At 70.1% G+C, this 25,648-nt stretch carries 27 protein-coding genes; 16 read left to right on the top strand and 11 right to left on the bottom strand.

The window, feature by feature from the left end:
- Nucleotides 1–3: 3 nt before the first annotated feature.
- The 6 genes from lptF to D3869_RS18470 all read right to left on the bottom strand — a co-directional run bounded on the left by lptF (nt 4) and on the right by D3869_RS18470 (nt 6,747).
- Complete coding sequence (gene lptF / locus D3869_RS18445) at nt 4–1,125, bottom strand: LPS export ABC transporter permease LptF (RefSeq protein WP_137141352.1); 1,122 nt, start codon at nt 1,123–1,125, stop codon at nt 4–6.
- A gap of 154 nt (nt 1,126–1,279) precedes the next feature.
- Nucleotides 1,280–2,992 (bottom strand): methyl-accepting chemotaxis protein, encoded by a 1,713-nt coding sequence (locus tag D3869_RS18450; protein ID WP_137141353.1) that lies wholly within the window; start codon nt 2,990–2,992, stop codon nt 1,280–1,282.
- A 152-nt stretch (nt 2,993–3,144) separates the two neighbouring features.
- The gene (locus tag D3869_RS18455; RefSeq protein WP_137141354.1) at nt 3,145–3,870 is read right to left on the bottom strand and encodes an ABC transporter ATP-binding protein; all 726 of its coding nucleotides are present in this window, start codon (nt 3,868–3,870) and stop codon (nt 3,145–3,147) included.
- Entirely contained in the window at nt 3,870–4,859 is a 990-nt protein-coding gene (locus tag D3869_RS18460) for a branched-chain amino acid ABC transporter permease (RefSeq protein ID WP_137141355.1), read from the bottom strand. The genes D3869_RS18455 and D3869_RS18460 overlap by 1 nt, the downstream gene beginning before the upstream one ends.
- Entirely contained in the window at nt 4,856–5,725 is an 870-nt protein-coding gene (locus D3869_RS18465) for a branched-chain amino acid ABC transporter permease (RefSeq protein WP_109469516.1), read from the bottom strand. Before D3869_RS18465 ends, D3869_RS18460 begins: the two co-directional genes overlap by 4 nt.
- Nucleotides 5,726–5,823: 98 nt before the next feature.
- The gene (locus tag D3869_RS18470) at nt 5,824–6,747 is read right to left on the bottom strand and encodes a L,D-transpeptidase (protein ID WP_247895777.1); all 924 of its coding nucleotides are present in this window, start codon (nt 6,745–6,747) and stop codon (nt 5,824–5,826) included.
- 107 nt (nt 6,748–6,854) lie between these two features.
- Here D3869_RS18470 and D3869_RS18475 point away from each other — a divergent pair, with 107 nt between their 5' ends.
- Nucleotides 6,855–8,648 carry a tetratricopeptide repeat protein gene (locus tag D3869_RS18475; protein ID WP_137141357.1) on the top strand — a complete coding sequence of 598 codons (1,794 nt, stop codon included), beginning with the start codon at nt 6,855–6,857 and terminating at the stop codon, nt 8,646–8,648.
- 60 nt (nt 8,649–8,708) lie between these two features.
- On the opposite strand, the gene D3869_RS18480 is transcribed toward D3869_RS18475, so the two are convergent.
- A complete protein-coding gene (locus D3869_RS18480) occupies nt 8,709–9,950 on the bottom strand; it encodes an ABC transporter substrate-binding protein (RefSeq protein WP_247895778.1) in 1,242 nt (413 codons plus the stop codon).
- Nucleotides 9,951–10,097: 147 nt separating this feature from the next.
- Between D3869_RS18480 and D3869_RS18485 the strand changes: the two genes are divergently transcribed.
- The 4 genes from D3869_RS18485 (at nt 10,098) to D3869_RS18500 (ending at nt 13,343) form a co-directional block, all read left to right on the top strand.
- Nucleotides 10,098–11,504: a tetratricopeptide repeat protein gene (locus D3869_RS18485; protein WP_137141359.1), complete on the top strand. Its 1,407-nt coding sequence runs from the start codon at nt 10,098–10,100 to the stop codon at nt 11,502–11,504.
- A gap of 190 nt (nt 11,505–11,694) precedes the next feature.
- Nucleotides 11,695–12,387, top strand: coding sequence for an endonuclease III domain-containing protein (locus tag D3869_RS18490; RefSeq protein ID WP_137141360.1), 693 nt, complete (start codon nt 11,695–11,697; stop codon nt 12,385–12,387).
- A gap of 142 nt (nt 12,388–12,529) precedes the next feature.
- Nucleotides 12,530–12,988 (top strand): cupin domain-containing protein, encoded by a 459-nt coding sequence (locus D3869_RS18495; RefSeq protein ID WP_137141361.1) that lies wholly within the window; start codon nt 12,530–12,532, stop codon nt 12,986–12,988.
- 67 nt (nt 12,989–13,055) lie between these two features.
- Nucleotides 13,056–13,343, top strand: a complete 288-nt coding sequence (locus D3869_RS18500; protein ID WP_432613414.1) for a DUF1178 family protein — start codon at nt 13,056–13,058, stop codon at nt 13,341–13,343.
- Nucleotides 13,344–13,370: 27 nt separating this feature from the next.
- Here D3869_RS18500 and D3869_RS18505 read toward each other — a convergent pair whose 3' ends face one another.
- Entirely contained in the window at nt 13,371–14,291 is a 921-nt protein-coding gene (locus tag D3869_RS18505; RefSeq protein WP_137141362.1) for a peptidoglycan-binding domain-containing protein, read from the bottom strand.
- Between the two features lie 253 nt (nt 14,292–14,544).
- On the opposite strand from D3869_RS18505, the gene D3869_RS18510 reads away from it, so the two are divergent.
- Nucleotides 14,545–14,805, top strand: coding sequence for a hypothetical protein (locus D3869_RS18510; protein WP_114861872.1), 261 nt, complete (start codon nt 14,545–14,547; stop codon nt 14,803–14,805).
- Between the two features lie 7 nt (nt 14,806–14,812).
- Here the strand turns inward: D3869_RS18510 and D3869_RS18515 are convergent, their stop codons facing one another.
- Both D3869_RS18515 and D3869_RS18520 read right to left on the bottom strand, forming a co-directional pair.
- Nucleotides 14,813–15,247, bottom strand: coding sequence for a hypothetical protein (locus tag D3869_RS18515; RefSeq protein ID WP_137141363.1), 435 nt, complete (start codon nt 15,245–15,247; stop codon nt 14,813–14,815).
- Between the two features lie 60 nt (nt 15,248–15,307).
- The gene (locus tag D3869_RS18520; RefSeq protein ID WP_137141364.1) at nt 15,308–16,756 is read right to left on the bottom strand and encodes a GH1 family beta-glucosidase; all 1,449 of its coding nucleotides are present in this window, start codon (nt 16,754–16,756) and stop codon (nt 15,308–15,310) included.
- A 143-nt stretch (nt 16,757–16,899) separates the two neighbouring features.
- On the opposite strand from D3869_RS18520, the gene D3869_RS18525 reads away from it, so the two are divergent.
- From D3869_RS18525 to D3869_RS18550, 6 genes are all read left to right on the top strand, one after another.
- Nucleotides 16,900–17,094 (top strand): twin transmembrane helix small protein, encoded by a 195-nt coding sequence (locus D3869_RS18525; protein ID WP_137141365.1) that lies wholly within the window; start codon nt 16,900–16,902, stop codon nt 17,092–17,094.
- Between the two features lie 21 nt (nt 17,095–17,115).
- Nucleotides 17,116–17,685, top strand: a complete 570-nt coding sequence (locus D3869_RS18530) for a cob(I)yrinic acid a,c-diamide adenosyltransferase (protein WP_137141366.1) — start codon at nt 17,116–17,118, stop codon at nt 17,683–17,685.
- A gap of 145 nt (nt 17,686–17,830) precedes the next feature.
- Nucleotides 17,831–18,580, top strand: a complete 750-nt coding sequence (locus D3869_RS18535) for an electron transfer flavoprotein subunit beta/FixA family protein (protein ID WP_137141367.1) — start codon at nt 17,831–17,833, stop codon at nt 18,578–18,580.
- A 35-nt stretch (nt 18,581–18,615) separates the two neighbouring features.
- On the top strand, nt 18,616–19,554 hold the full coding sequence (locus D3869_RS18540; protein WP_137141368.1) for an electron transfer flavoprotein subunit alpha/FixB family protein: 939 nt from the start codon (nt 18,616–18,618) through the stop codon (nt 19,552–19,554).
- 55 nt (nt 19,555–19,609) lie between these two features.
- Entirely contained in the window at nt 19,610–20,488 is an 879-nt protein-coding gene (locus D3869_RS18545) for a 3-hydroxybutyryl-CoA dehydrogenase (protein ID WP_137141369.1), read from the top strand.
- Between the two features lie 131 nt (nt 20,489–20,619).
- Nucleotides 20,620–21,231, top strand: coding sequence for a DUF4142 domain-containing protein (locus tag D3869_RS18550; protein ID WP_137141370.1), 612 nt, complete (start codon nt 20,620–20,622; stop codon nt 21,229–21,231).
- A gap of 149 nt (nt 21,232–21,380) precedes the next feature.
- On the opposite strand, the gene D3869_RS18555 is transcribed toward D3869_RS18550, so the two are convergent.
- The gene (locus D3869_RS18555; RefSeq protein WP_137142002.1) at nt 21,381–22,037 is read right to left on the bottom strand and encodes a TlpA family protein disulfide reductase; all 657 of its coding nucleotides are present in this window, start codon (nt 22,035–22,037) and stop codon (nt 21,381–21,383) included.
- Between the two features lie 39 nt (nt 22,038–22,076).
- Here D3869_RS18555 and argH point away from each other — a divergent pair, with 39 nt between their 5' ends.
- From argH to D3869_RS18575, 4 genes are all read left to right on the top strand, one after another.
- Nucleotides 22,077–23,519, top strand: a complete 1,443-nt coding sequence (gene argH / locus D3869_RS18560; protein ID WP_137141371.1) for an argininosuccinate lyase — start codon at nt 22,077–22,079, stop codon at nt 23,517–23,519.
- Nucleotides 23,516–23,701, top strand: coding sequence for a hypothetical protein (locus tag D3869_RS18565; protein ID WP_014197613.1), 186 nt, complete (start codon nt 23,516–23,518; stop codon nt 23,699–23,701). Before argH ends, D3869_RS18565 begins: the two co-directional genes overlap by 4 nt.
- Nucleotides 23,698–24,963 carry a diaminopimelate decarboxylase gene (gene lysA, locus D3869_RS18570; RefSeq protein WP_137141372.1) on the top strand — a complete coding sequence of 422 codons (1,266 nt, stop codon included), beginning with the start codon at nt 23,698–23,700 and terminating at the stop codon, nt 24,961–24,963. The genes D3869_RS18565 and lysA overlap by 4 nt, the downstream gene beginning before the upstream one ends.
- A gap of 86 nt (nt 24,964–25,049) precedes the next feature.
- Nucleotides 25,050–25,562, top strand: a complete 513-nt coding sequence (locus tag D3869_RS18575) for a hypothetical protein (protein ID WP_137141373.1) — start codon at nt 25,050–25,052, stop codon at nt 25,560–25,562.
- Nucleotides 25,563–25,648 lie beyond the last annotated feature (86 nt).

Here is a 25,648-nt window from a genome sequence, read left to right on the forward strand (position 1 = left end):
CCCTCAGCCTGCCGCCGCTTCGCCGCCGGGCGGCAGGCGCCGCCGCAGGTTGCGCGACAGGATCCAGGCGGCAGGCGCCAGCGCCGCCACCGGCAGCACATACATCAGCGGGACCAGAACGGTCACCTTGGCGGCGAGGCTGGACAGGCCGAGGACGGCGGCCTGGATGGCCATCACCACCAGCACCGCCGTGGTCACGCGCACCGACTGGCCGCGCCGGTTGAACTCGCCCGACAGCAGGCAGGCCAGCGCCACCATGGTGTAGGCCAGCGCCAGCAGCGGCGAGGACAGGCGGTGGTGCAGTTCGGCCAGCAGGTCCCGCATCATCTTCGGATCGCTCGCCAATTGGGGCGACGGGTGCAGAAGTTCGTCGGTGGAGCGCTCGCGCGCATCCGGATAGCGCTCGGCACTGGCGCTGCTCAGCACCTTCAGGTCGACCGCGTAGCGTTCGAAGAACAGCTGGGACAGCCGGTTGGTCTTGCGGTCCAGCTCCTGCCGGTTGCCGTTGTAGACGACGAAGCGCGCGCCCTCCGACCCGGTCAGCATCACCGCCCGCTCGCCCATGATGGTCACCGGCTTCTCCGGAACGCGCCCGTCATGGATGATCACGTTGTGCAGGTTGGCCTCGCTGTCGCGCTCGCGCACGAAGACGCTGAAGCGGTCGCCCACCTCGTTGAACACGCCCTCGCGCAGGAAGAGTTGCGAGTAGTCGCTGCGCACGGCGTATTCCATGCGCACCAGCTCCTGATGGGCGGCGGGCGTCAGCCACAGGTTCAGCACATAGACGACCACCGTCACGCCGAAGGCCAACAGCATCGCCGGCGCGGCCAGGGCGAAGGGGCCGACGCCGGCGGCGCGCATCACCACCAGCTCGCTGTCGGTCGCCAAGCGGTTGTAGGTGAACAGCACCGCCCCGACCAGGGCCAGAGGCAGCACGATGCCGAGGAAGGTCGGCACCGTCAGGATGAGCAGCCACAGGAACACCCGCATCGGCGCCCCGGCTTCCACCACCATCTCGATCAGCCGCAAGGACTGGCTCAGCCAGATCGTCAGGGTCAGGCCGGCCGTGGAGTACAGGAGGGCGATCAGAAGATTGCGGAAGAGATAGCGTTGCAGTCGGTTCATGTGCTTGCGTCACGGGGGAGCCCGGCGAGAAGCTGACGGGCTCGGGCGTCCGGGTCAAGTGTTGATCTGGCCGATGACCCGGCGCACCGAACTTTTGCGTCGCCCCTCTGCGTCGCTCCTCTGCATCGCTCCTCTGCGCACCCAGCCCACCGCATCAGGCCGTGCGCACCGCGGTCAGGAACACCTCCACCTTGCTGCGCAGCCCATCCGCCTGATCGGACAACGATCCCGCGGCCTCCAGCACGTTGCGGGCGGCGCTGCCGGTCTCGCTGGCCGCCCGGTTCACGTCGGCGATGTTGGAGGTCACATCCTGCGTGCCGACGGCGGCCTGCTGGATGTTGCGGGCGATCTCCCGCGTCGCCGCCTGCTGCTGCTCGACCGCCGCGGCAATCGTGGAGGCGACCTCGCTGATTCGCCCGATGGTGCCCATCACGTCGCCGATGGAGGCCACCGCCCCCTCAGTCTCGCTGCGGACGGAGACGATCTTCGCGGCGATCTCGTCGGTAGCGCGGGTGGTCTGGTCGGCCAGCGCCTTGACCTCCGCCGCCACGACGGCAAAGCCCTTCCCCATCTCGCCGGCACGCGCCGCCTCGATGGTGGCGTTCAGCGCCAGCAGCCGGGTCTGCGAGGCCACCTGGGTGATCAGGTCGATCACCGCGACGATCTCCGCCGAGGCGCTGGCGAGGCTGCGCATCGCCTGGTCGGCGCGTTCGGCCTTGTGCACCGCCTCGTCGGCGATGGCCGTGCTGCTGGCGACCTGCCGCCCGATCTCCTGCACCGAGGCGGCCAGCTCCTCCGTGGCGGTGGCGACGGTCTGCACGTTGGCGCTCGCCTGCTCCGACGCGCCGGCCACGGTCACCGACTGGCGGGTGGTCTGCTCCGCCGTGGCGGCGAGCTGGCTGGCCGTCGCCTTCATCTGCACCGCGGCGGCGGAGACGGAGCCGAGCACGGCCGCCGCCTCACGGTCGAAGCGGCCGGTCAGCTCCTCGATGGCGCGGGCGCGGCGGGCGCGCACGTCCTGCTCCGCATGCTCGCGCTCCGCGGCCTGCCGCGCGGCGATCATGTTGTCCTTGAAGACCAGAACGGCCTTGGCCATCTGCCCGATCTCGTCGCCCCGCCCGGTGGCCGGCACGGGGGTCGCGGAGTCGCCGTCGGCCAGCCGCCGCATCGCCTCGGTCATGGCGCCGAGCGGCCGCACGATGGAGCGCGAGGTCAGCAGGATCGCCGCCGCGGCGATCAGCAGCCCCAGGGTCAGCAGAACCGCCTGGATCATCACCAGACGGTCGGCCCCCTGGATCATCCCCGCCGTGTCGGCCTGCAGCAGGGCGCGCTGGCGCGGGATCAGCCCGCTGGCGTCGTTGGAGCGGGCGTCGCCGACCAGCAGGCTCATCACCTGGTTGGCGCGCGGGATCGCGTCGTCGTTCAGGGAGTTCAGCGCCCCCATCTGGTCGCCGATGGTGCCCAGCGATTCCGCCATGTCCTGGTCGCGGCGCAGATGGTCGAGCAGGGGCTTCACCGCGTCCCAGGTGGCCTGGACCTGCGGATCGGACCAGCGGGACGACAGCGCGTCCAACTCCTGGCGCAGGGCGTCGATGCGGTCCCAGGCGACGTTGCGCTCCTGCTTCAGATCCTCGCGGTTGGTCAGCAGATAGCCTTGCATGGCCGCGTTGGTGGCGGTGACCGACGCGACGATGCCCTGCCCGGCCAGCGCCGTCGGCATGCGGACATCGGCCACCAGACGGCTCAGCGTCTTCCCGTTGTCGGTCAGCAGCAGGCCGGTGCCGACCGTCACCACCAGCACCGCGATCACCGCCGCGAAGCCGATGGACAGCCGCTGGCCAATCCGCAGATTGCCGAGTGCCTTCATTCGTTCCTCCCGTGCAGCACCCTTTCCGGACGCTTGTTTTCTCGACCGGACGTTGCTGTGCCGGCCGTTGCCCTTATCTGGGAACGAATGATGGGCCAACAAACATTAAAGGAGTGTTTCCAGCGCCAAGGCCGCCTGTTGCGAACAGTCGGTCAGATATCCTCGGCGCCCAGGTAGGATTCGATCACCTTTGGGTTCGCCACAACCTCGGCGGGCAGCCCATCGGCGATCTTCTCCCCATGGTCCAGCACGACCACCTGGTCGGACAGAGCCATGACGGCGCGCATCACATGCTCGATCATCAGGATCGTCATGCCCTCGCGCCGGTTCAGGTCGCGCAGCACCTCGACCATGCGGTCGACCTCGGTCGGGCGCAGGCCGGCCAGCACCTCGTCCAGCAGCAGCAGGATCGGGCGGGTGGCAAGCGCGCGGGCGACCTCCAAGCGCTTGCGGTCCGGCAGGGTCAGGCTGCGCGCCGGACGGTTGGCCTGGTCGGCCAGCCCCAGCCGGTCGAGCACCGTCCGGGCGTGGTCGCGCGCCGCCGCCACCGACCGTTCGCGGGCCAGCGCGCCGACGATCACGTTCTCCTCGACCGACAACTGCCCGAAGGGCTTGACGATCTGGAAGGTCCGGCCGATCCCGGCGGCGCAGACGCGGTTGGGCTTCAGCCCGGTGATCGGCGCGCCCTTCAGATGCACCCGCCCCTCGTCGGGCGGGAAGACCCCGGCGATCAGGTTGAAGGTGGTCGTCTTGCCGGCGCCGTTCGGCCCGATCAGCGCGACGATCCGGCCCTCCGGCACGGAGAAGCTGACGTTGGAAACGGCCTTCAGCCCGCGGAACCGCTTGGACAGGCCCTCGACCTCCAGAAGCCCCGCCATCACGCGTCCTCCCCGGGGCGGCGGACGAGGCCCAGCCGGTCGGCCAGCCACGGCCACACCCCGTCCGGGCGGTAGACGACGATCACCACCAGCGCCACACCGTAGAACAGCTGCTTCAGGCCCGGCAGGTCGAAGCCGGTCACCTCGATCAGGAAGGTCAGCAGCTCGCCCAGCGGGGTCAGGATGAAGGCCCCGAGGATCGGCCCGATCAGCGTGCCGATGCCGCCGACGATGGCCGGCAGGATGATCTCGATGGAGCGGCCCATGGAGAAGACCTGCTCGGGGAACAGGTTGTTGAAGTAGAAGGCCTGGAACACCCCGCCCAGCGCCGTCAGGGCGGAGGACACGGCCACCGCCGCGATGCGGGCGCGGAACAGGTCGACGCCGACCGCCTCCGCCGCCTCCGGCTCCTCGCGCACGGCCAGCCACTGGTAGCCGAGGCGGCTGTGCAGCAGCCCCCGCGAGAGGGCCAGCGCGGCCAGCACCAGCGCCAGGATCACGTAATAGAACAGCTCCGGCGAGCCGCGCAGGTTCAGCAGGTCGTTGCCGGCGTCGCCCGCCACCGGGATGAAGAAGCCGCCCGAGCCGCCGAACCAGTGCAGATGGTCGAAGCCGATGCGCGCCACCTCGGCGAAGGCGATGGTCAGCAGCGCGAAATGCACGCCGCGCACGCCGAAGCGGAAGCCCAGGAAGCCGATGAAGCAGCCCGCGGCCGTCGCCGCCAGCATGGCCACCCACATGCCCGCCCAGGGGCCGATGCCGAAATGCACGAACAGCGCGGCGCTGGCGTAGGCCCCCAGCCCGACATAGAGCGCGTGGCCGAGCGACAGCAGGCCGGAGAAGCCCATCATCACGTTCCACGCCTGCCCGACATAGGCGAACCACAGCACCGTGGTCAGCACCGACAGGACGTAGCGGTCGGCGATCATCGGCGCGGCCAGCAGCAGCGCGCCGGCCAGCACCAGCAGGACGATCCCGCGCCCCGTCACGACCGTTTCCCCAGCAGGCCCTGCGGGCGCAGCAGCAACACCACGATCAGCACACCATAGCTGAAGAGGGATTTGAGCGAGGGGTCCAGCAGGAAGCCGGCCATCGCCTCCGAAAAGCCGATCAGCATGCCGCCGAGCAGGGCGCCCGGCAGGCTGCCCAGCCCGCCGACGATGACGATGATGAAGCTCAGCAGCGTGTATTCCGGCGCGAGCTGGGGCCGGGAATCGACCAGCAGCGTCATCAGCGCCCCGGCGATGCCCACCACCCCGGCGCCGATGCCGAAGGTCAGCGCGTAGAGCCCGTCGATGTTCAGCCCGACGACGCGGGCGCCCAGCGGGTTGTCGGCGCAGGCACGGATCGCCTTGCCGGTGCGGCTGAAGCGGAAGAACGCGAACAATGCCACCGTCACCACGATCGCCCCGGCCCCGGCGCGCAGCCGCACCGCGTCGAGCAGCAGCGGCCCGATCTCCACCGTGTCGAAGCTGTAGGGCACCATGACGTTGCGCGAATCCGGGCCGAACAGCATCAGCATGGCGTTCAAAATGATCGTCGCGATGCCCAGCAGCAGGATGAACTGCATGTGCTCCGGCCGCTCCACGAAGCGGTTGACCAGCCCGCGCTGCAGCACCCAGCCGAAGGCGAACAGCACCGCCGCCACGACGGGCGCCGCCAGGATCGGGTCGAGCCCGAGCAGGCTGGCCAGCAGCACGGCGCCGTACATGCCGGCGACCATCATCTCGCCATGCGCGAAGTTGACCACGCGCACGACGCCGAAGATGACCGACAGGCCGAGCGCCGCCAGCCCGTAGACCAGTCCGGTCAGCAGGCCCGACGCGGCGATGTTCAGGTAATAGTCAAACGGCATGCATCATTCGCCCTTGGGAGAGCCCCGGATGGCCAAGCCTGAGCGGCGTAGCAGTCCTTCGTAGTCGTGACAAGTTTCCTGTGCGGATCCGGCGGCAATCAGCGGCGCTTCGCCTCCTCCAGCCGCTCGGTCAGGGCGTCGCCCAGGCAGGCCCGCGCGGCGGCGGCGACCGCCGGGTCCTCCTCCATGCCGCGGCGGACCCAGCAGCGGGCGGTGATGCGGTCGTCGAAGCGGCGCTCCTCCTGAAGCAGCGCGTAGGCCGCGGCGTCGCGGCGCTCCGCCGGCAGGGCGGCGAGGCGGCGCTGCTGCAGCCCACGCGCCCGACCGTCCAGCGCGGCCAGTTCCGGCACCGTGCAGATCATCCGGCGCAGCGGCGCCCCGGCCGTGGCGCAACGCGGATCGGGCAGGATGGCGGGAGGAGGCGACGCGGCCTTCTCGGGCGGCGGCGGGGGTGGCGCAGCCGCGAGCGGCGCGGCGGCAAGGGCGGCGGCTTGCGGGGGCGGCACGGCCGCCGGCCCGGCGACGACTCGGACGGGCGTCCCGACCGGAACCGCCTCGAACAGGGCGGCGATGTCGGCGGGCAGCATGCGGAAACAGCCGCCGCTGGCACGGCGGCCCACCGAATCCGGCTCGTTGGTGCCGTGGATGGCGATGGCCGTCCAGCCGAGGTCGAGCGCGAACTTGCCCAGCGGATTCGCCGGCCCCGGCGGCACCGACGCCGGGAGCGCCGGATTGTCCCGGCGCTGGTTGGCGGTCGGGCGCCAGGTCGGGTTGCGCCGCTTGCGCAGGACTTGGCTGTCCCCCAGCGGAATCGCCACGCCGGGCCGCCCGATGGCGACCGGGAAGGAGCGCGGCGGGCGTCCTTCCTCCAGCAGATGAAGCCGGCGCTCCGTCAGGCTGATGACGATTCGCCGCGGCGGCATGGATTCGGCGGTGGTTCCAGCGGCCGCCGCCGTGTCCTGCGCGCGCAGGCCATCGGGCGAAACGAGCGCGAGCGCAATCGCCAGGGTTGCGGTCGGCAAAAGATGCCACAAGAATGTCGCGGTGCGCTGCATGGGAAAAGTTCAGCGCATCCGCCCTAAAAGCGCGTAAACATGCCGTCAGGGACCAAGCAGCAGGAACGCCGACCATGGACACCATCGAACAGACGCTGGCCGTTGCGACCGAACACCACCGCGCCGGCCGCACCACGGAGGCGGAAAGCCTGTACCGGGAGGTGCTGGCGGCGTCCCCCGGCCATCCGGACGCGCTGCATCTGCTCGGCGTCATCGGCCTGCAGAGCGGGCGGCCGGCGGAGGCCGTGGATCTGATCGGACGGGCGGTGGCCGGCGACCCGACCTCGCCCCTGCTGCACGCCAATCTGGGCCACGCCCTGCACGCCACCGGCCAGACCCGCGAGGCGGCTCTGAGCTTCGCCCGCGCCCTGACCCTGCTGACCAACGAGGGCGAAGGCTGGGGCAACGTCAGCGCGCTGGCCGGGCTGATCCGCCGCTACGACGACGAGACCCGCCGCGCCGCCGCGGCGGAGGTCGATGCGGGATACGCCATGGGCGACGTGATGCGGCGCCATTCCCTGCTGTTCCTGCTCGACGGCGACGTCGCCCATTACGAGGCGCTGACGAACGCCGTGCTGGAAGACCCGATGCGCTTCACCGTGCCGTCGATCCATTACGCCTTCTGGGGCATGGCGATGCAGCTCTTCCAGGGGGCGGCGCGGTCCGGCGACGCCGGCGCGTTCCAGTCCGGAAACCTCACCGACTATTACCGCCTGATGGTGGACGAGACGGCCCTGCGCTACCACCTGCGCCGCCGCATGAAGCGCGCCACGCCGCGGGGCGAGGTCAGGCGGGTCGCCCTGATCACCAACCAGATGCTCGGCGCCGGCCACCAGCCAACCGCGGACGCCTTCGACTTCGCCCGCCGACTGCAGGACGAGTTCGGGCGCGAGGTGGTCATCATCAACCCGAACGCCATGGCGATCACCGGCGAGAACGGCTTCGTCCCCGAATACTCCTACAACATCACCGAGGAGTATGAGGGCGAGCAGGTCATCGCCGCCTTCGGCGCGCGGGTCCGCATGATGTCCTTCCCGCAGAAGCGCTTCGACGAGGAGAAGGTGAACGCCATCGTCGATTACGTGGACGGCTTCGACCCCGACGTCATCGTCGCCTTCGGCGGGTCCAACGTGGTGGCGGATCTGTTCTCCGGGGCGCGCCCGGTGGTCTGCCTGCCGACCTCCTCCGGCCTGCCGCTGTCGATGGCCCGGCTGGTGCTGGGCTATGGCGAGACCGACACCACCCAGGGCTGGCCGGTGGACATGGCGGAACGTTTCCGCCCCTTCTCCTTCGGCTGGACCCTGCCGCCCGCCGGGCCGGAACGCAGCCGCGCCGATTTTGGCATTCCCGAAGCCGGGCCGCTCTTCCTCGTGGTCGGCAACCGTCTCGACCAGGAGGCCGGGCCGGACTTCCTGGCGCTGGTCGACTCGCTCCTCGACCGCCTGCCGGAGGCCCGGATCGCCGTCGCCGGGGGCGTGGAGTCGCTGCCGCAGCGCATCGCCGCCCTGCGCAACGCGGACCGCGTCCACGCGCTGGGCGACGTGGAGGATGTGCGGGCGCTGCACCGCCACGCCACCGCCTACCTGAACCCGCGCCGCCAGGGCGGCGGCGGCAGCGCGGCCTTCGCGCTGGCCGACGGGGTTCCGGTGGTCACCGTCGCGGCGGGGGACGTGGCGACCGTGGCCGGTCCGGCCTTCACCGTGGCCGACGACGCGGCCTATCTGGAGCGCGCCGCCGCCCTGGCCGGTGATCCGGCGGTCCGCGACCGGCAGTCGGCCGAGGCCCGCGCCCGGTTCGCCGCGGCCGGCGATCGCCGAGCCTCGGTGGAACGGCTGCTGGCCTACGCGCTGGAAGCCCAGACGGCGTAAAGGAAAGGGAGGGGACGCGGCCCCTTGCGACCGCGCCCCTCCCGTCTCACACGCTCTCGATCAGGCGCGCTTGCCCCAGCCCGGCATCGGGAACACCGGGTCCATCTCCGCCGAGCCCTTGGGCAGGACCACGGTCGGACGCAGGTTGCGGTTCTGCAGGCAGGCGGAGATGAGCTGCGTGTTCTGCCCCTTCTCGTCGAAGGTGATGGCCGGACCGACCATCATCTTGTCCTTCAGGTTGGTCTGGCGCAGCGCCTCCAGCAGGGTGGCCGGCTCCGCGGTGCCGGCGCGCTTGAAGGCGTCGGCGGCCACCAGGATCGCCTCCAGCGTGAAGGCGACGTTGAAGGCGTAGCCCTCGAAACGGTCGTTCGGATACTGCTTCTTGAAGGCCGCCTCGACGCGCTTGGTCAGTTCCGCCTTGGGATCGTACCAGGGCAGGTTGGTGATGGCGTAGTCGGCGTACTTGCCCAGCACCTTGTAGAACTGCTCGTCATACAGGCCGGGCGAACCGGGGGAGACGATGCCCTTGGGCTCCCAGCGCTGCTTGACCATCTCGCGCACCAGCATGATGGCGTCGTTGGCGCGGGTGGTGACGATGGCGAGTTCGGCGCCGGTCGCCTTGGCCTTCGCCACCTCGACCGCGAGATCCTGGGCCTTGGGGTCGTAGGAGATGTTGTCGACGATGCCGAAGGGCATGTCCAGCTTCGGGAACAGGGCGTCCATCGCCTGCTTCTGCGCCATGCCGAAGGTGTCGTTGGCGTGCAGGAACACCGCCGTCTTCGGGGTGACGCCGCTGGCCGCGAACAGGTCCTTCATCAGCGCCAGCCCGTTGGTGACGAGCATGGTCGAGGTCGGGAAGTTGCGGAAGACGGTCTTGTAGCCCTGCTCGGTCAGGCGGTCGGCGGCGGCGATGTTCATCACCAGGGGCACGCCGCGCTGTTCGCAGACCTGGGCGGCGGCGGCGGTCTGGCCGCTGTCGAAGGCGCCGACGATGACGTTGGCGCCGTCGTTGATCAGCTTCTCGGCGCGCGAGCGGGCGACGTCGACGTTCGATTCGGTGTCGGCGGACAGGATCTCGACCTTGTAGCCGAGTTCGCCGAGGATGGCCGGCGCGATCTCGGCGCCGCGCTGGCAGGCCTGGCCGGCCTGGGCGAGCAGGCCGGAGCGGGGCAGCAGCACGCCCACCTTCAGCGCGGCGCCCTGCGCGAAGGCCGGCGCCCGGCCGAAGGCGGCGAGCGCGCCGGCCGAGAGGGCGACCGAGGCCGCGGCGGTGCCGAACTGACGGCGGGTGAGTCCTCCCATGGACCCATTCTTGCTGATGCGATGATCGTTCATTATCGGGTGTTTCCCTGAGGCGTGGTCCCGGAGCGGATGATTTCCCCGCAATTGCCTTTGTGTCAAAGTGGAATCCACCGGAAGGCGACACACGGACGAAACGGACCCCACCGAATGGCGACCATCGAGGAGGCGCTGGGCATCGCGCTCGACCATCTGAAGGCCGGGCGGCAGGCCGAGGCGGTGGCGTTGTACGGCCGGATCCTGGACGCCGATCCCGACAACCCGGAGGCGCTACACCGGCTGGGGCTGCTGGCGGCGCTGGGCGGCGACCGGGAACGCGGGCTGGCGATGATCGCGCGTTCGGTGGAGCGGGATGGCGGGGACGCCGACGCGCACTTCAACCTGGGCGCCCTGCTCCACGTCGCCCTGCGGACGGAGGAGGCGATCGCGGCCTACCGCCGCGCGCTGGCGTTGCGCCCCGACTTTCCCGACGGCGAATATCACCTGAGCGAGGCCCTGCAGGCCATCGGCCGCCTCGGTGAGGCGCTGGACGTGCTCGACCCGCTGCTGGCCCGCCATCCTCACTTCGTCCCCGGCTGGCGGCAGAAGGGCGACATCGAGGCCGACCTCGGCCGCCCCGGCGCCGCCGTGTCCTTCTATGAGATGGCGTTGGCCATTGATCCGCGGGACGAGGGGTCGCGGGAGCGGCTGGCGGTGCAGGCCGCGGCCTTCCGTGCCCGCCGGGCGATCCTTGACGGGGCCGGGCCGGACGGGCGGCTGGACCTGCGCGACGTCACCGTCCTGGTCCCCTTCCGCGCCGACAGCGCCGATCGCAAGCGCAACCTGCGCTGGATCGTCTCCTTTCTCCTCAAGCACGCCGACACCACCGTCCTGATCGGCGAGGACAAGGCGGGGCCGAGCGACGTCGCCGACGCGCTGGGGCCGGACCTGGCCGCCCGTTGCCGGCACCTGCACCTGACCGGCAACGACACGCCCTTCACCCACAAGGCCCATCTGCTCAACCGCATGGTCGAGGCGGCGGACACCCCCATCGTCGCCCTGCATGACACCGACGTCGTGGTCGATCCCGTGCAGTACGCGCTGGCCCGCGACGCGGTGCGCGGCGGTGCCGCCATGGCCTTTCCCTACAACGGGCTGTTCTTCTGGATTCTGGGGCGCGAGGTCCACCGCTTCGGCCACACCCTGTCGGCGGCCCCGTTGAACGCGGTCTGCCCGCGCTTCCCCCTGATGCACCGCAACTCGCCGGGCGGCGGCGCCTTTTTCGACCGGTCGGCGCTGCTGGAGGCCGGCGGCTACAACGAGCGCTTCGTCTCCTGGGGTTATGAGGACGACGAGATCGTCGAGCGGTTGCGCAAGCTGGGCCTGCGGGTCGAGCGGGTCCCAGGGCCGCTCTATCACCTGGAACACGCACGGCCCGAGAATTCGACCGACCGGAACCCCTTCATCGACGCCAACAAGGCGGAGCTGGAGCGCATCCAGGCCATGGACGCCGGCGCGCTGCGCGCCGACATCGCCGCCGGCCGCCTGCGCCGGCCGCTGTTCTCCAGCGCCGGGTAGGCGCGTCGGCTCAGCCGGTCTTGTTCACGGCGAGCTGCTCAAACGCCTCCGTCGCCATGGGCTCCGGCCTCTCCTAATTTAAGGATTGCTAATTCGCTGAAATTGCACAGCCTCGCGAAGGGGAATGGGGAGCAACCCTGCCCTGTCCGCTGTTTCGGTGTGGCCCCCTTCACCATGCCAGCGACCGATCATGCCTCTGCGCTCCGCGCCACCTCTCGCCGACAAGGACCCCTTCGACATCGACGAGGCGTTCCGGCGCCTGCGCCAGGCCGTGGCCGGACGCCCGAAGGCGGCCATGTTCGCGCTGCGCGACCGCGGCTACGGCAGCCCCTTCGAGCAGCTGGTCGGCAGCCTGATCTCCGCGCGGACGCGCGACGAGACGACCATCGTGGTGTGCGAGCGGCTGTTCGCGGTGGCGCGCACGCCGCAACAGATGGTCGCCCTGACGCCGGAGGAATTGACCCGCCTTCTCGACGGCGCGACCTTTCCCGAGCCCAAGGCCCGAGACATCCGGGCGCTGTCCCGGCGGATCATCACGGAGCACGGCGGGGAGGTGCCCGACACGCCGGACGCCCTGATGGCCTTCCACGGCGTCGGCCCGAAGATCGCGGCGCTGACCCTGGCGGTCGGATTCGGCATTCCGGCGGTGGCGGTGGACGTGCATGTGCACCGCATCGTCAACCGCTGGGGCTTCGTCGCCGCCCCGACGCCGGAGCGCACCATGGTCGCGCTGATGGAGCTGCTGCCCCGCCATTACTGGGTGGAGATCAACGAGCGGCTGGTGCCCTTCGGCAAATGGATCTGCACCGGCGACCGCCCGCGCTGCTCCACCTGCGCCATGCTGTCCATGTGCCGGCAGGTGGGAGTGACGACCCACCGCTGAGGTTTTACGGCACCGGGATGCCGCACTTCGCCGCAGGCCGCGACAATTGGTTGCGTTTCATCGCTATTATTCTCCATTTTCGACGTGCCGCCACGGATAGGCAGCCAGTGTCTTTTCGAAACCACGGCATGGAGCGCACGCGATGATCGTAAGAACCTGTTTGCGGACGGCGGCCATCCAGCGCGCCGCCCTTGCCGCCACGGCGCTCATCGCCTTGGCCGGCGCGGCCTCGGCGCAGGACAAGCCCGCGGCAGCACCGGGGCCGATCGTCAAGACCCTGCTTCAGGCCACCGCCACGGCGGACGGCAAGGCCTTCGCCTACCCGGAGGGAACACCGCTGGTAACGGCGCGGCTGGTCGAGCTGCCGCCCGGCGGCGAGATCATCCGCCACCGGCACGCCGTCTCGCCGTTCATCTACATCCTGGAGGGCGAGCTGACCATCGCCAGCGACAGCATGCCGACGCAGGTCTACAAGGCCGGCGATTCCTACATCGAGCAGGCGGCGTGGCACAGCGGCCGCAACCTGAGCGACAAGCCGATGCGGCTGCTGTCGGTCTATCCCAGCGCGGAAGGCGTCGCCCTGTCCGAACGACCGCAGTAAACCCGCTCACGGGACCGGAGCGCAGCGGTTTGATCCACCTCATCGCGGGCAACGGCGAAGCTCGGCCATGGTCGCCGCCGATCCGTTGCCCATCCACCCCGGGGACCCCGCGATGATCCTCTATGCCCTGCGTTGCGCCTGCGGCCACGAATTCGAACAGTGGTTCAGAAACATGGCCGATTACGACACCCAAAAGGCCGACGGACTGTCCTGCCCGTCCTGCGGCGGAACCGAGGTGTCGAAGGCGATCATGGCGCCGCGCGTCGGCGCATCCAAGCCGTCGCCCGCGCCGATGCCCGCCTGCAACCCGTCCGGCTGCGGCAACACCCTGTGCCCGATGTCCCAGATGGCCTAAAACAGGGTTGCCTGAGAAGGCCGCGGCCTACCGCCGCCCGCGCCCGCCGCTGCTGAGCGGCGGCAGGGCTCCGGTGGTCAGCTCCTCCCGACGGCGGCCGCTGCCGAAGCTCGGCTCGCGGCGCTGGTCGCGCGGGCCGTCGTTGCGCGGCACCGGCCGCGAGGCGTTGGCCCGCCCGCTGCGCCACCACGCGAAGCCGATGCCGAGCACCGTCGCCCCGATCACGCCCATCACCCCGTAGCGGGCGCCGTTGGCGGCCCAGCCCGGCAGCATCGACCCGCTGTCCGCCGCCGGCTCGACCACCGGGACCGGCTGCCCGGACGGGGTGGCCGCGGTGACGCTGGCCCGCGGTGCGGCCTGCGGCACCGGACCCTGTCCGGACGCGGACGTCGTGGCGGACGCGGCGGGAGCCGACGCAGCGGGGGCGCCGGACGGGCCACCCCCGGACAAACTGCCCGACGAGGAACTGCTGCTGGTCACGGGCGGGCCGGCGCTGAACTGGGCGCCGCCGCCGACGCTGCCCGTGCCGCTGTCGATCCGCTGGGTGGGGGCGGCGCGGGGCACCACCTCGCGCTGCGGCTCGCGCGGCGCCTGCCCGGGGCCGCCGCCGCCGATCTTCTGCTGGGCGAGGTTTCCGACCGTCGCCGGGGCCTTGCCCTCCCGCTCGCCCATCATCTTGGCGATGGTCGCCTTGTCGAGCTGGTTGGTCACCGGCAGTCCGTGGGCGGCCTGATACTTGCCGAGCGCCGCCTTCGTCTCGGCGTGCATCTGGCCGTTGGCCCGCCCGCCGATGTTGTAGCCCTTATCCTTCAGGATGGTCTGGGCCCATTGGATGTCCGCCGTCGATTGCGCCCACACCGGAACGCCCGCCAGCAGACCCGCCGCCAGAACCGGCACCACCACAGCCAACGCGACCGCGCGGCGCGCGCGGTGCGAACCACCCGTCATGACCATCCTCCGTCCGAGACGCCAACCGACCATCGCCGACCCACTATCGTGGATGCGCGACCGTGTTACCAGATTGCGGCGGATTTCCGGGCGCGATTTTTGTGCGCCTGCGTTGCGGCGGCATCAGGTCCCCCTCCCCCGGCGGCACCCGGAAGGGCCGGTCCATTCCCCATCCGTTAACCGATGCGCGCGCAAAAACGTGGTATAGATCCACACATGGCACCTTGTTGGGCGCTTTGCGGGAGGTCATGGCATGGCGACCTTGAGACACGCGATCCTGGCGGGCGGAACGCTGATGCTGGCGGCCTGCGGCAGCACCCCGGCCTACCGGGAATGGACGGCCACGGAGACCACGGCGACCGCCGCCTACGACGAGTGCACCGAACAGGTGGACAACACCATGCGGCTGCGCGGCTATCCCTACCGCCCGTTGCCGGAAACCCCACAGTTCCGCTACCGCAAGGAAATCTTCGCGCTGTGCATGCGCCGCAAAGGCTACACCGCCGAGGATTGACCGCCCGTCACGGCCCCGGCAGGCCATAGCGCAGATACAGCACGCCGCCGATCAGCAGCCCCGCCAGCACCACCGCCGCATAGAAGCGCAGCGGCAGCGGCACCGTCTCCCGCCGCCGTGGCGCCCGGGACGCACCCCTGGCGGCCACACGGGGCGCCGGCCTCGCCGGAGCGGGCTTCGGCCCCGGCCCGGCCGCTCCGCCCTGGGTGGGGTCGTGCAGCTCGATGAGCCTCCAGCTGAACTCCATCCCGTCGCCGCCGGCCCCGGCGTTGTGGTCGAGCTGGATCAGGCGGAAATAGGCGCGCGGGTTCACCCGCACCATCAGGTTGAAGCGCGCGCGGGCGTGGTCCAGGTCCTCGCCGACCTCCAGCGTCTTCCAGCCCTTGCCGCGCGCCTTCTGGATGGCGAAGCGCGTCGGCTGGGCGGCGGCAACAGGCGCCATGATCGCAGCCCCATTCCCTTAACCCGGCCCCCTTAACCCGGCCCCCTCAAGCCGGCCCCCTCAAGCCGAGGTCGGAACGCCCTTCCTGCGGATCACGTCGGCGTACCAGTGGTAGCTGGCCTTGGGACGGCGCTCCAGGGTCTGGCGGTCCACCTCGATCAGGCCGAAACGCCGCTGGTACCCCTCGGCCCACTCGAAATTGTCCAGCAGGCTCCACACGAACCAGCCCCGCAGATCGACCCCCTCCTCCAACGCCTGATGACCGGCCAGGATGTGGCGGCGCAGGTAGCTGATGCGGTCGTTGTCCTGGACGAAACCCTTCGGCCCGGTCTGATCGGGATAAGCCGCCCCGTTCTCCATCACATAGACCGGCGGGTTGCCGTATTCCTGCTTCAGCTCGATCAGGATCTCGGCGATGCCGTCGGGCTCCACCGGCCAACCCATCCCGGTCGTCGGCGTGCCCTCCGGCGGGGAGCCGTAGCCGGTGCCGAACAGGCCCGCCGGGTCCGGCTGCTGGTGCATCCGGCTGTAATAGTTGATGCCCAGGAAGTCGATGGGCTGGCGGATCGCCTCCAGGTCGCCGGCCTTGACCAGCGGGGCGAAGCCGTCGCGCAGCAGCTCCGGATACTCGCCGCGCAGCAGCGGGTCGAGGCAGGCGCGGTTCCACACCGCATCCCACATCAGCGAGGCCGCGTAATTGGCGTCCAGCCCGCCGACCGGCCAGACCGGCTGGAGCGACAGCACCGTGCCGAGCTGCCAGCCCTTGGCCCCGCCCGCGGCGCGCAACGCCTTCAGCGCCATGCCCTGGGCGAGGTTCTGGTGGTGGATCGCCTTGAAATAGTTGCCCTTGCCGGTCATTCCCGGCGCGTGCCCGCCCAGCCCGTGGCCGAAGATGGCGTGGACGGACGGCTCGTTCAGCATGGTCCAGTGCTTGGCCCGGTCGCCGATCCGCGCGGCTGCGAGCTGGGCGTAATCGGTGAACCAGCCGGCGATGTCGCGGTTGGTCCAGCCGCCGCGGTCCTGAAGCGCCTGGGGCAGGTCCCAATGGTACAGGCAGGGCCAGGGCGCGATGCCCTTGGCCAGCAGCGCGTCGGTCAGCCGGTCGTAGAAGTCCAGCCCCTCGGCGTTGGCCGGGCCGGTGCCGGTCGGCTGGACGCGCGGCCAGGCGACGGAGAAGCGGTAGGCGTTCATCCCCGCCTTCGCCATCAGGTCCACGTCCCCGGCGTAGCGGTTGTAATGGTCGCAGGCCACGTCGCCGGTGTCGCCGTTCGCCACCTTGCCGAAGGAATGGCTGAAGGTGTCCCACACGCTGGGGCCGCGCCCGCCCGCGGTCACCGCCCCTTCGATCTGGTAGGAGGAGGTGGAGGCGCCCCAGACGAACCGGTCGGGGAAGGCGGCCAGCATCTCCGACGGCTGGGCCACCGCGGCGCGGCGCGTGGTCAGAAAGGCTCCGGCCGAGGCTACCAGCCCGGTGGCCGCCGCCGCCTTCAGGAAACTCCGCCGCCGCATACCGAATTCCTCTCGCCGTCCGGGTCGTCCGCGACAATGTAAGAAGACCGGGCGTCAGCGCAACAGGCGCCTCGCATCGGAATGGCCGTGTAGCCGGATTGGCCGGTGTAGGCGTAACCTGGACCGTGGGGTAGTATGGCGCCATGAACGGACTCGTCATGTTTCTGCTGATCGTGGCGCTCGGCCTCGTCGTGGCGTCGCTGTTCTCCGGGCTGTTCTTCATGGCGCGCGGTGGACAGGGCGACTCGCGCAAATCGAACCGGGCGATGCGGATGCGCGTGGCGCTCCAGGGGGTGGCGCTGGTGCTGTTCCTGCTCGCCATCCTGACCCAAGGCTGATTGAGGATACACGCAGGAACCATGGTCAAGCTGACCCGCATCTACACCCGCGGCGGGGACCGCGGCCAGACCTCGCTCGGCGACGGGCGCCGCGTGCCCAAGCACGACCCGCGCGTCGCCGCCTACGGCACGGTGGACGAGGCGAACGCCGTCATCGGGCTGGTCCGCCTCCACACCGCGGACCAGCCGGAGACCGACGCCATGCTGTCGCGAATCCAGAACGACCTGTTCGACCTGGGCGCCGACCTCTGCACGCCGGAGGCGGAGGACCCGGCCTATCCGCCGCTGCGCATCCTGGAGTCGCAGGTGGACCGGCTGGAGGCGGAGATCGACGCGATGAATGTTGACCTCGCCCCGCTCACCTCCTTCATCCTGCCCGGCGGCTCGCCGGCGGCGGCGCACCTGCATCTGGCCCGCACCGTGGTGCGCCGGGCCGAACGGCTGATGACCGAGCTGGCGGAGTCGGAACCGGTCAACCCGGCGGCGGTCAAGTACGCCAACCGCCTGTCCGACCATCTGTTCGTCCTGGGCCGGAAACTGAACGCGAACGGAACGGCCGACGTGCTCTGGGTTCCGGGTGCAAACCGTTGATGCAATTCCGCCTCCTTCGCGCTTGCGGCGTAGGCGGCGTTGACAGCCAAAACGTCAACTCCTATGGTCGCAGCGCTGTCACAAGCTGCCCGATTCGGCGCCAGCGGCGAAGGTGCGCCTGCATAATTCAAGAAAAGGGTGGGATATGAAGGTCCTCGTCCCGGTCAAGCGGGTGGTCGATTACAACGTCAAGATCCGCGTCAAGGCGGACGGTTCCGGCGTTGAGACCGCCAACGTGAAGATGAGCATGAACCCCTTCGACGAGATCGCCGTCGAAGAGGCCGTCCGCCTCAAGGAAGCCGGCAAGGCGACCGAGGTCATCGTGGTCACCGTCGGCCCGACGGCCGCGCAGGAGACGCTGCGCACCGGCCTCGCCATGGGCGCCGACCGCGGCATCCTGGTCCAGACCGACGCCGAGACGCAGCCGCTGGCCGTCGCCAAGGTGCTCAAGGCCCTGGTCGAGAAGGAAGGCCCGACTCTGGTCATCCTCGGCAAGCAGGCGATCGACGACGACTGCAACCAGACCGGCCAGATGCTCGCCGCCCTGCTGGGCTGGCCGCAGGGCACCTTCGCCTCCAAGGTCGCGCCGGGCGAGGGCTCGGTCACCGTGACCCGCGAGATCGACGGCGGCCTGGAGACCGTGCAGCTGACGCTGCCCGCGGTGGTCACCGCCGACCTGCGCCTCAACGAGCCGCGCTACGCCTCGCTGCCCAACATCATGAAGGCCAAGAAGAAGCCCATCGAGACGCTGGCCCCCGACGCGCTGGGCGTCGACGTGGCGCCGCGCCTGACCACGCTCAAGGTCGCCGAGCCGGCCAAGCGCAAGGCCGGCGTCAAGGTCGCCGACGTGGCCGCCCTGGTCGACAAGCTGAAGAACGAAGCCCGCGCGATCTGAGGGGCTAGTGCGCCTTGAAGGGAAAGTGATCTGACATGTCCATTCTCGTCATTGCCGAACACGACAACGCCGCGCTGAAGGCCGCCACGCTGAACGCGGTCAGCGCCGCCGCCAAGATCGGCGGAGAGGTCCACGTGCTGGTCGCCGGCCAGGGCGCCCAGGCCGTCGCCGAGGCCGCCGCCAAGGTGGCCGGCGTGTCCAAGGTGCTGCTGGCCGACGACGCGGCCTACGCCCATCCGCTGCCGGAGAACGTCGCCCCGCTGGTCGTCGGACTGGCCAAGGGCTACGGCCATGTGCTGGCCGCCGCCTCGTCGGAGGGCAAGAACCTGCTGCCGCGCGTCGCCGCGCTGCTCGATGTCGCGGCGATCTCCGACATCACCGGCGTTGTCTCCGCCGACACGTTCGAGCGGCCGATCTACGCCGGCAACGCCATCGCCACGGTGAAGTCCGCCGATCCGATCAAGGTCGTCACGGTGCGCACCACCGCCTTCGAGGCGGCCGCCGCCACGGGCGGCTCGGCGACGGTGGAGAGCATCGCCGGGACGGGCGACGCCGGTTCGGCCAAGTTCGTCGGCCAGGAGCTGACGAAGTCGGAGCGTCCGGAGCTGACCCAGGCCAAGATCGTCGTGTCGGGCGGCCGCGGCATGCAGTCGGGCGACAACTTCAAGCTTCTGGAGGCGCTGGCCGACAAGCTGGGCGCCGCGGTCGGCGCCAGCCGCGCGGCGGTGGACGCCGGCTTCGTGCCGAACGACTACCAAGTCGGCCAGACCGGCAAGATCGTGGCGCCCGAGCTGTACATCGCCGTCGGCATCTCCGGTGCCATCCAGCACCTCGCCGGCATGAAGGACAGCAAGGTCATCGTCGCGATCAACAAGGACGAGGAGGCGCCGATCTTCCAGGTCGCCGACTACGGCCTCGTCGCCGACCTGTTCAAGGCGGTGCCGGAGCTGACGGCCGCGCTGGACAAGGCGTAATCGGCCAGTCCTCTTCGGAAGACCAGCGGGCCAAAAGACAAGCGGGAAAGCTCATATGTCCACGATCAAGAAGATTGGCATCATCGGTGCCGGCCAGATGGGCAGCGGCATCGCCCATGTCTGCGCGCTGGCGGGGTACGAGGTCGTCATCTCCGACATCAGCGCGGAGATTCTGCAGAAGTCGGTGGCCGCCATCTCCAAGAACATGGACCGTCAGGTTCAGAAGGGGAAGCTGACGGAGGCCGACAAGACGGCGGCGATCGCCCGCATCGCCACCGGCTCCGACCTGTCCGTGTTCCATGACGCCGATCTGGTGGTCGAGGCCGCGACGGAGAACGAAGCGCTCAAGCGCGAGATCTTCAAGAAGCTGGTCCCGAACCTGAAGCCCGAGGCGCTGATCGCGACGAACACCTCGTCGATCTCGATCACCCGCCTCGCCGCCTCGACGGACCGCCCGTCCAAGTTCATGGGCATGCATTTCATGAACCCGGTGCCGGTGATGCAGCTCGTCGAGCTGATCCGCGGCATCGCGACGGACGAGGCGACCTTCAACGCGATTGCCGAGCTGACGGCGAACATCGGCAAGACCGCGGCGGTGGCCGAGGACTTCCCGGCCTTCATCGTCAACCGCATCCTGCTGCCGATGATCAACGAGGCGGTCTACACCCTCTACGAGGGCGTGGGCGGCGTCCAGGCCATCGACACGGCGCTGAAGCTGGGCGCCAACCACCCGATGGGTCCGCTGGAACTGGCGGACTTCATCGGTCTGGACACCTGTCTGGCGGTCATGCAGGTCCTCTACGAGGGTCTGGCCGACAGCAAGTACCGCCCCTGCCCGCTGCTGGTGAAGTATGTCGAGGCCGGCTGGGTCGGCCGCAAGGTCGGCCGCGGTTTCTACGACTACTCCAAGAACCCGCCGGTCCCGACCCGCTGACGCGGCGGGTCCGAACGGACGCCTATTGCGAAGCCCGTTCCGGGAAACCGGGGCGGGCTTCGTTCTTTTGCGGAACCGCTGCGCTCGCGCTCTGTTCGTCCCGCAGGGGAACGGCGGAAAGGACGGGGGCGATGCGGCGCGGCTTCCTGACGGCGATGCTGGTGGTCGGGCCGCTGGTGGCCTGTCTGTCCGGTCCGGTCCTGGCCCAGGCTCCGGGGTCAGCCCCGGCCTACGCCTCCGCCTTGTCGCGGCAGGAGCGCAACTTCATCGCCGAGGCGCTGGCCGACGGCATGGCCGAGCAGGCGCTGGGCAAGCTGGCCCAGGACCGGGCGGAGACGGAACCGGTCCGCCGCTTCGCCCGGCGCATAGCCGACGACCACGGGCTGAAGACCGACCGGCTGGCCGGCATGGCGCTGCGCCACGGCATCCCCATCCCGCGCGAGCTGGGCCTGTCCGCCCGCGCCCACATGTCGAGCCTGCGCGACACGCCGGAGGAGGCCTTCGACCGCCGCTACATGGCCGCGGAGGAGGAGACCCACGCCCGCGCCATCAAGCTGTACGAGGCCCAGGCCGAGCGCGGCGGCGAGACCGGGGACTTTGCCCGCGACGCCCTGCCGATGCTGCACAGCCATTTCGAGGAGGCGCGGGGCATCATGGCCGAACTGGCGCGCGGCCCCGCCCCGCCGCAGACCCAGGCGCCGCCGGGGGATGCCCCGCCGGGAACGTCGGGGTCGTCGGAGTGACATGAATTCCCTCGCCCCACCGGGGAGAGGGTTAGGGTGAGGGGGCGCCCGTAAGGGCGTCCGCGCTCTGCAATGAGCCGGCGTGGTCGGCCTGCGGCCGCCCCCTCATCCTGACCTTCTCCCCAGGGGGAGAAGGACCTTGGCCAGGATCACCCGCCCGTCCGCACCACCCCGCCGCGGCTGTCGCGGTTCGGCCCACCGCCGTGGCCCATGTGCTTGCGCAGGAAGGCGATGACCTCCGGCGAATCCCACTCCACCGCGCCCTCGATGCGGCCGAGCTCGCGGCCTTCCTGATCGACCAGCAGGGTGGTCGGCAGACCGCGCAGCTTCAGCGTCTGCATGGAGGCGCTCGACGGGTCGAGGTAGAGGGTGAGGTTCTTCACGCCGGTCCGCTGGTAGAAGGGCTGCACCTGATCCTTGCCGCCGCGGTCCACCGACAGCGCCACCACCTGGAAGCCCGGCCCGCCCAGCTGCGCCTGGAGACGGTCGAGCGCCGGCATCTCCTTCACGCAGGGCGCGCACCAGGTCGCCCACAGGTTCAGCAGGACCAGCCGGTCCTTGAACTCCGACAGGTCGACCCGGCGCCCCTCCCCGTCCAGGAAAGGCAGCTCCGGCACCGGCGTCAGCGGCTCCATGTAGCGGAACTTGTCCAGCCCCACCGCCGTCACGCCGGAAGAGGGCTGGTTGGCCGGCTGGTCCAGCGTCAGCACGGCGGGCGGCGGGGCCGACGGTCCGGCCAGCGCCATCCACAGCCCGGCACCGCCCAGCGTCACACAAAAGATTGCGGTGGCCGCCAAAGTCCGCATACTCACGCTTCCCGTCCTCCCATCCGTATTGTGTCCGTCATGAGCGCCGAACAGCCCAAGCCGAACTCACAAGACCGCGCCACCCAAGACGGCTCGGCCCCGGCCGCCAGCCAGATGTGGGGCGGCCGCTTCGCCCGCGGTCCCGCCGCCATCATGGAGAAGATCAACGCCTCCATCGGCTTCGACAAGCGGCTGGCCGACCAGGACATCGCCGGGTCGAAGGCCCACGCCGCCATGCTGGCGCGCCAGGGCATCATAACCCAGGCCGACGCCGATGCCATCCGCGATGGGCTGGACCGGGTCAAGGAAGAGATCGACTCCGGAGCCTTCACCTTCAAGGTGGAACTGGAGGACATCCACATGAACGTGGAGGCCCGGCTGGCCGAGCTGATCGGCGAACCGGCCAAGCGCCTGCACACCGGGCGGTCGCGCAACGACCAGGTGGCGACCGACTTCAAGCTGTGGGTGCGCGACGCGCTCGACCGCGCCGACCAGGGCTTGAAGGCGCTCCAGGCCGCCCTCATCGATCTGGCGGAGAAGCACACCGACACGGTGATGCCGGGCTTCACCCACCTCCAGGCCGCCCAGCCGGTCAGCTTCGGCCACCATCTGCTGGCCTATGTGGAGATGTTCGGACGCGACCGCGGCCGCCTGCGCGACGCCCGCGCCCGGCTGAACGAGTGCCCGCTCGGCTCCGCCGCCCTGGCCGGCACGCCCTACCCCATCGACCGTTTCATGACGGCGGAGGCGCTGGGCTTCGACCGGCCCACCGCCAACTCGCTGGACGCCGTGTCGGACCGCGACTTCGCGCTGGAGTATCTGGCCGCTGCCAGCATCTGCGGCATGCACCTTTCGCGTTTCGCGGAGGAGATCGTGCTGTGGTGCTCCGCGCAGTTCCGCTTCATCAAGCTGACGGACGCCTTCACCACCGGCTCCTCCATCATGCCGCAGAAGAAGAACCCGGACGCGGCGGAGCTGGTGCGCGCCAAGGCCGGGCGGGTCATCGGCAGCCTGAACAGCCTGCTGGTCGCCATGAAGGGCCTGCCGCTGGCCTATTCCAAGGACATGCAAGAGGATAAGGAGCCGGTCTTCGAGGCCGACGACACGCTGGCGCTCTGCATCGCCGCCATGGAAGGCATGGTGCGCGACATGCAGCCGAACGTGCCGGCGCTGCGCGAGGCGACCGACCGCGGCTTCCTCAACGCCACCGACCTCGCCGACTGGCTGGTGCGGGAGCTGAACATCCCCTTCCGCGAGGCGCACCACATCACCGGGCGCGCCGTGAAGGCGGCGGAGGACAAGCGCGTCGGCCTGACCGCCCTGACGCTGGAGGAGCTGCAGGCCATCGAGCCGCGCATCACCGAGTCCGTCTTCCCGGCGCTGAGCATCGAGGCGTCGCTGGACAGCCGGCGCAGCTTCGGCGGCGCGTCACCCGTCCGCGTGCGCGAGGCCGTCGCGGCGGCGCGGGAGCGCTTCCTGTGAGGCGCCCGCTGCTGATCCTGGCGACCGCCGCCGTCGCGCTGACGCTGGCCGGCTGCGGCAAGAAGCCGAGCTTCGTCGATCCCCCGCAGGGCAAGGAAGCCGACACGTTCCCCGGCACCTACCCGAACCCGAAGACCGACCCCAAGCCCGGTCAGCCGTCCTCCGGAGCCCGCTTCCCATGAGCGCCTTCGCCTACCGCAACGGCGTGATGCACGCCGAATCCGTGCCGCTGTCCACCATCGCGGCGGAGGTCGGAACGCCCTTCTACTGCTATTCCACGGCGGCGCTGGAGGCGCATTACAGCGCCTACGCCGGGGCCTTCGCGGGGCAGGACGCCGACGTCTGCTACGCGGTGAAGGCCAACTCCAACCTCGCCGTCATCCGCGCCTTCGCGCGGCTGGGCGCCGGCGCCGACGTGGTGTCGGGCGGCGAGATGCGCCGCGCGCTGGCCGGCGGCATCCCGGCCGGCAAGATCATCTTCTCCGGCGTCGGCAAGACGCGCGAGGAGATGCGCGCCGCGCTGGAGGCCGGTATCCACCAGATCAATGTGGAATCCATCCCCGAGGTGGAGGCCCTGTCGGAGGTGGCGGTCAGCCTGGGCGTCACCGCGCCCATCGCCTTCCGCGTGAACCCGGACGTGGACGCCAAGACCCACGCCAAGATCGCGACGGGCAAGAAGGAGAACAAGTTCGGCGTCGACTACGACCACGCGCGGGAGGTCTACGCCCAGGCCGCCAAGTTGCCGGGTATCAAGCCGGTGGCCATCGCCGTCCACATCGGGTCGCAGCTGACCGACCTCGCCCCCTTCCGCGCCGCCTACGAGCGGGTGGCGGCGCTGCTCCACGTCCTGCGCGAGGACGGGCACGACATCACCCGCCTCGACCTCGGCGGCGGGCTGGGCATCGTCTACAAGCACGAGGCGCCGCCGGACATCGCCGACTACGCGGCCATGGTGAAGTCGATCACCGGCAATCTCGGCTGCCGCATCTCGCTGGAGCCGGGGCGCTCGCTGGTCGGCAACGCCGGCATCCTGGTGTCGCGGGTGATCTACCTGAAGCAGGGGCTGCACCGCCGCTTCGTCATCATCGACGCGGCGATGAACGACCTGATCCGCCCCACCCTCTACGAGGCCTATCACGGCATCGTCCCGGTGACCGAGCCCGCCAAGGGCGCCGCCACCGAGCCCTACGACGTCGTCGGTCCGGTCTGCGAGAGCGGCGACACCTTCGCGCTCCAGCGCGCGCTGCCGGCCATGGCGCCGGACGATCTGGTGGCGATCCTGTCGGCGGGGGCCTACGGCGCGGTCATGTCCTCCACCTACAACACCCGCCCGCTGATCCCGGAGGTGCTGGTGAACGGTGACCAATTCTCGGTCATCCGGCCGCGCGTGCCGGTGGAGGAGCTGCTGGCGCTGGATCGCGTGCCGGACTGGCTGAAGGACTGATCCGGTCCACCGGCAGCCGGCCCTTCACGCGAACCGGCCGAAGAGCGTCAGGAAGGGGGCATCCAACCCGCAGGGAGCCCCTTTCCATGACGTCCATCCGCCTCAACGGCGCCTTTCGCGACGCCGTCGCCGACATCGCCCTGGCCGTCGCCCAGGACCCCAACCTCGTCGCGCTGGTCATGCGCTGGAACGAGGACGACACCCTCCTCTGGACGCTCAACTCCCTGCCCAACGGCCAGAACACCGTTCCGGGCGGCGGCGCCGCCCACGCCGAAGAGGCGCTGATCGTCAATTGGGCCGGCTATGTCGCGCAGAACGGCGGCCAGGAACCCAACACCGTCGAGATCCTGCTGACCAAGAGCCCCTGCATGGACCGCTCCCCGGAGCGTCAGATGGCCGGCGGGGCCTGGCCGCCGGGCTGTTCGTCCAAACTGCGGCAGCTCGTCCTGGCGAAGCCGGCCAACGACTGGCGCATCTGCTTCCTCGCCTATTACCAGGAGGACATCCGCATCGACGCCCAGGCCTACGGCGCCGTCGCGGAGTTCGCGGGAATCGTCAAGGCCGACGTCTATCTCTGGGCCGACCGGCACAAGGGCTGACGCCCCGGGGGTTGAACCGCAAGACACGAGGCGTGCGATACCCTCTGCACAGAACACCCCATAAGGCGTATGATTCCCCGTTCGAG

It is taken from the genome of Azospirillum brasilense, assembly GCF_005222205.1.
Classification (GTDB): domain Bacteria; phylum Pseudomonadota; class Alphaproteobacteria; order Azospirillales; family Azospirillaceae; genus Azospirillum; species Azospirillum brasilense_G.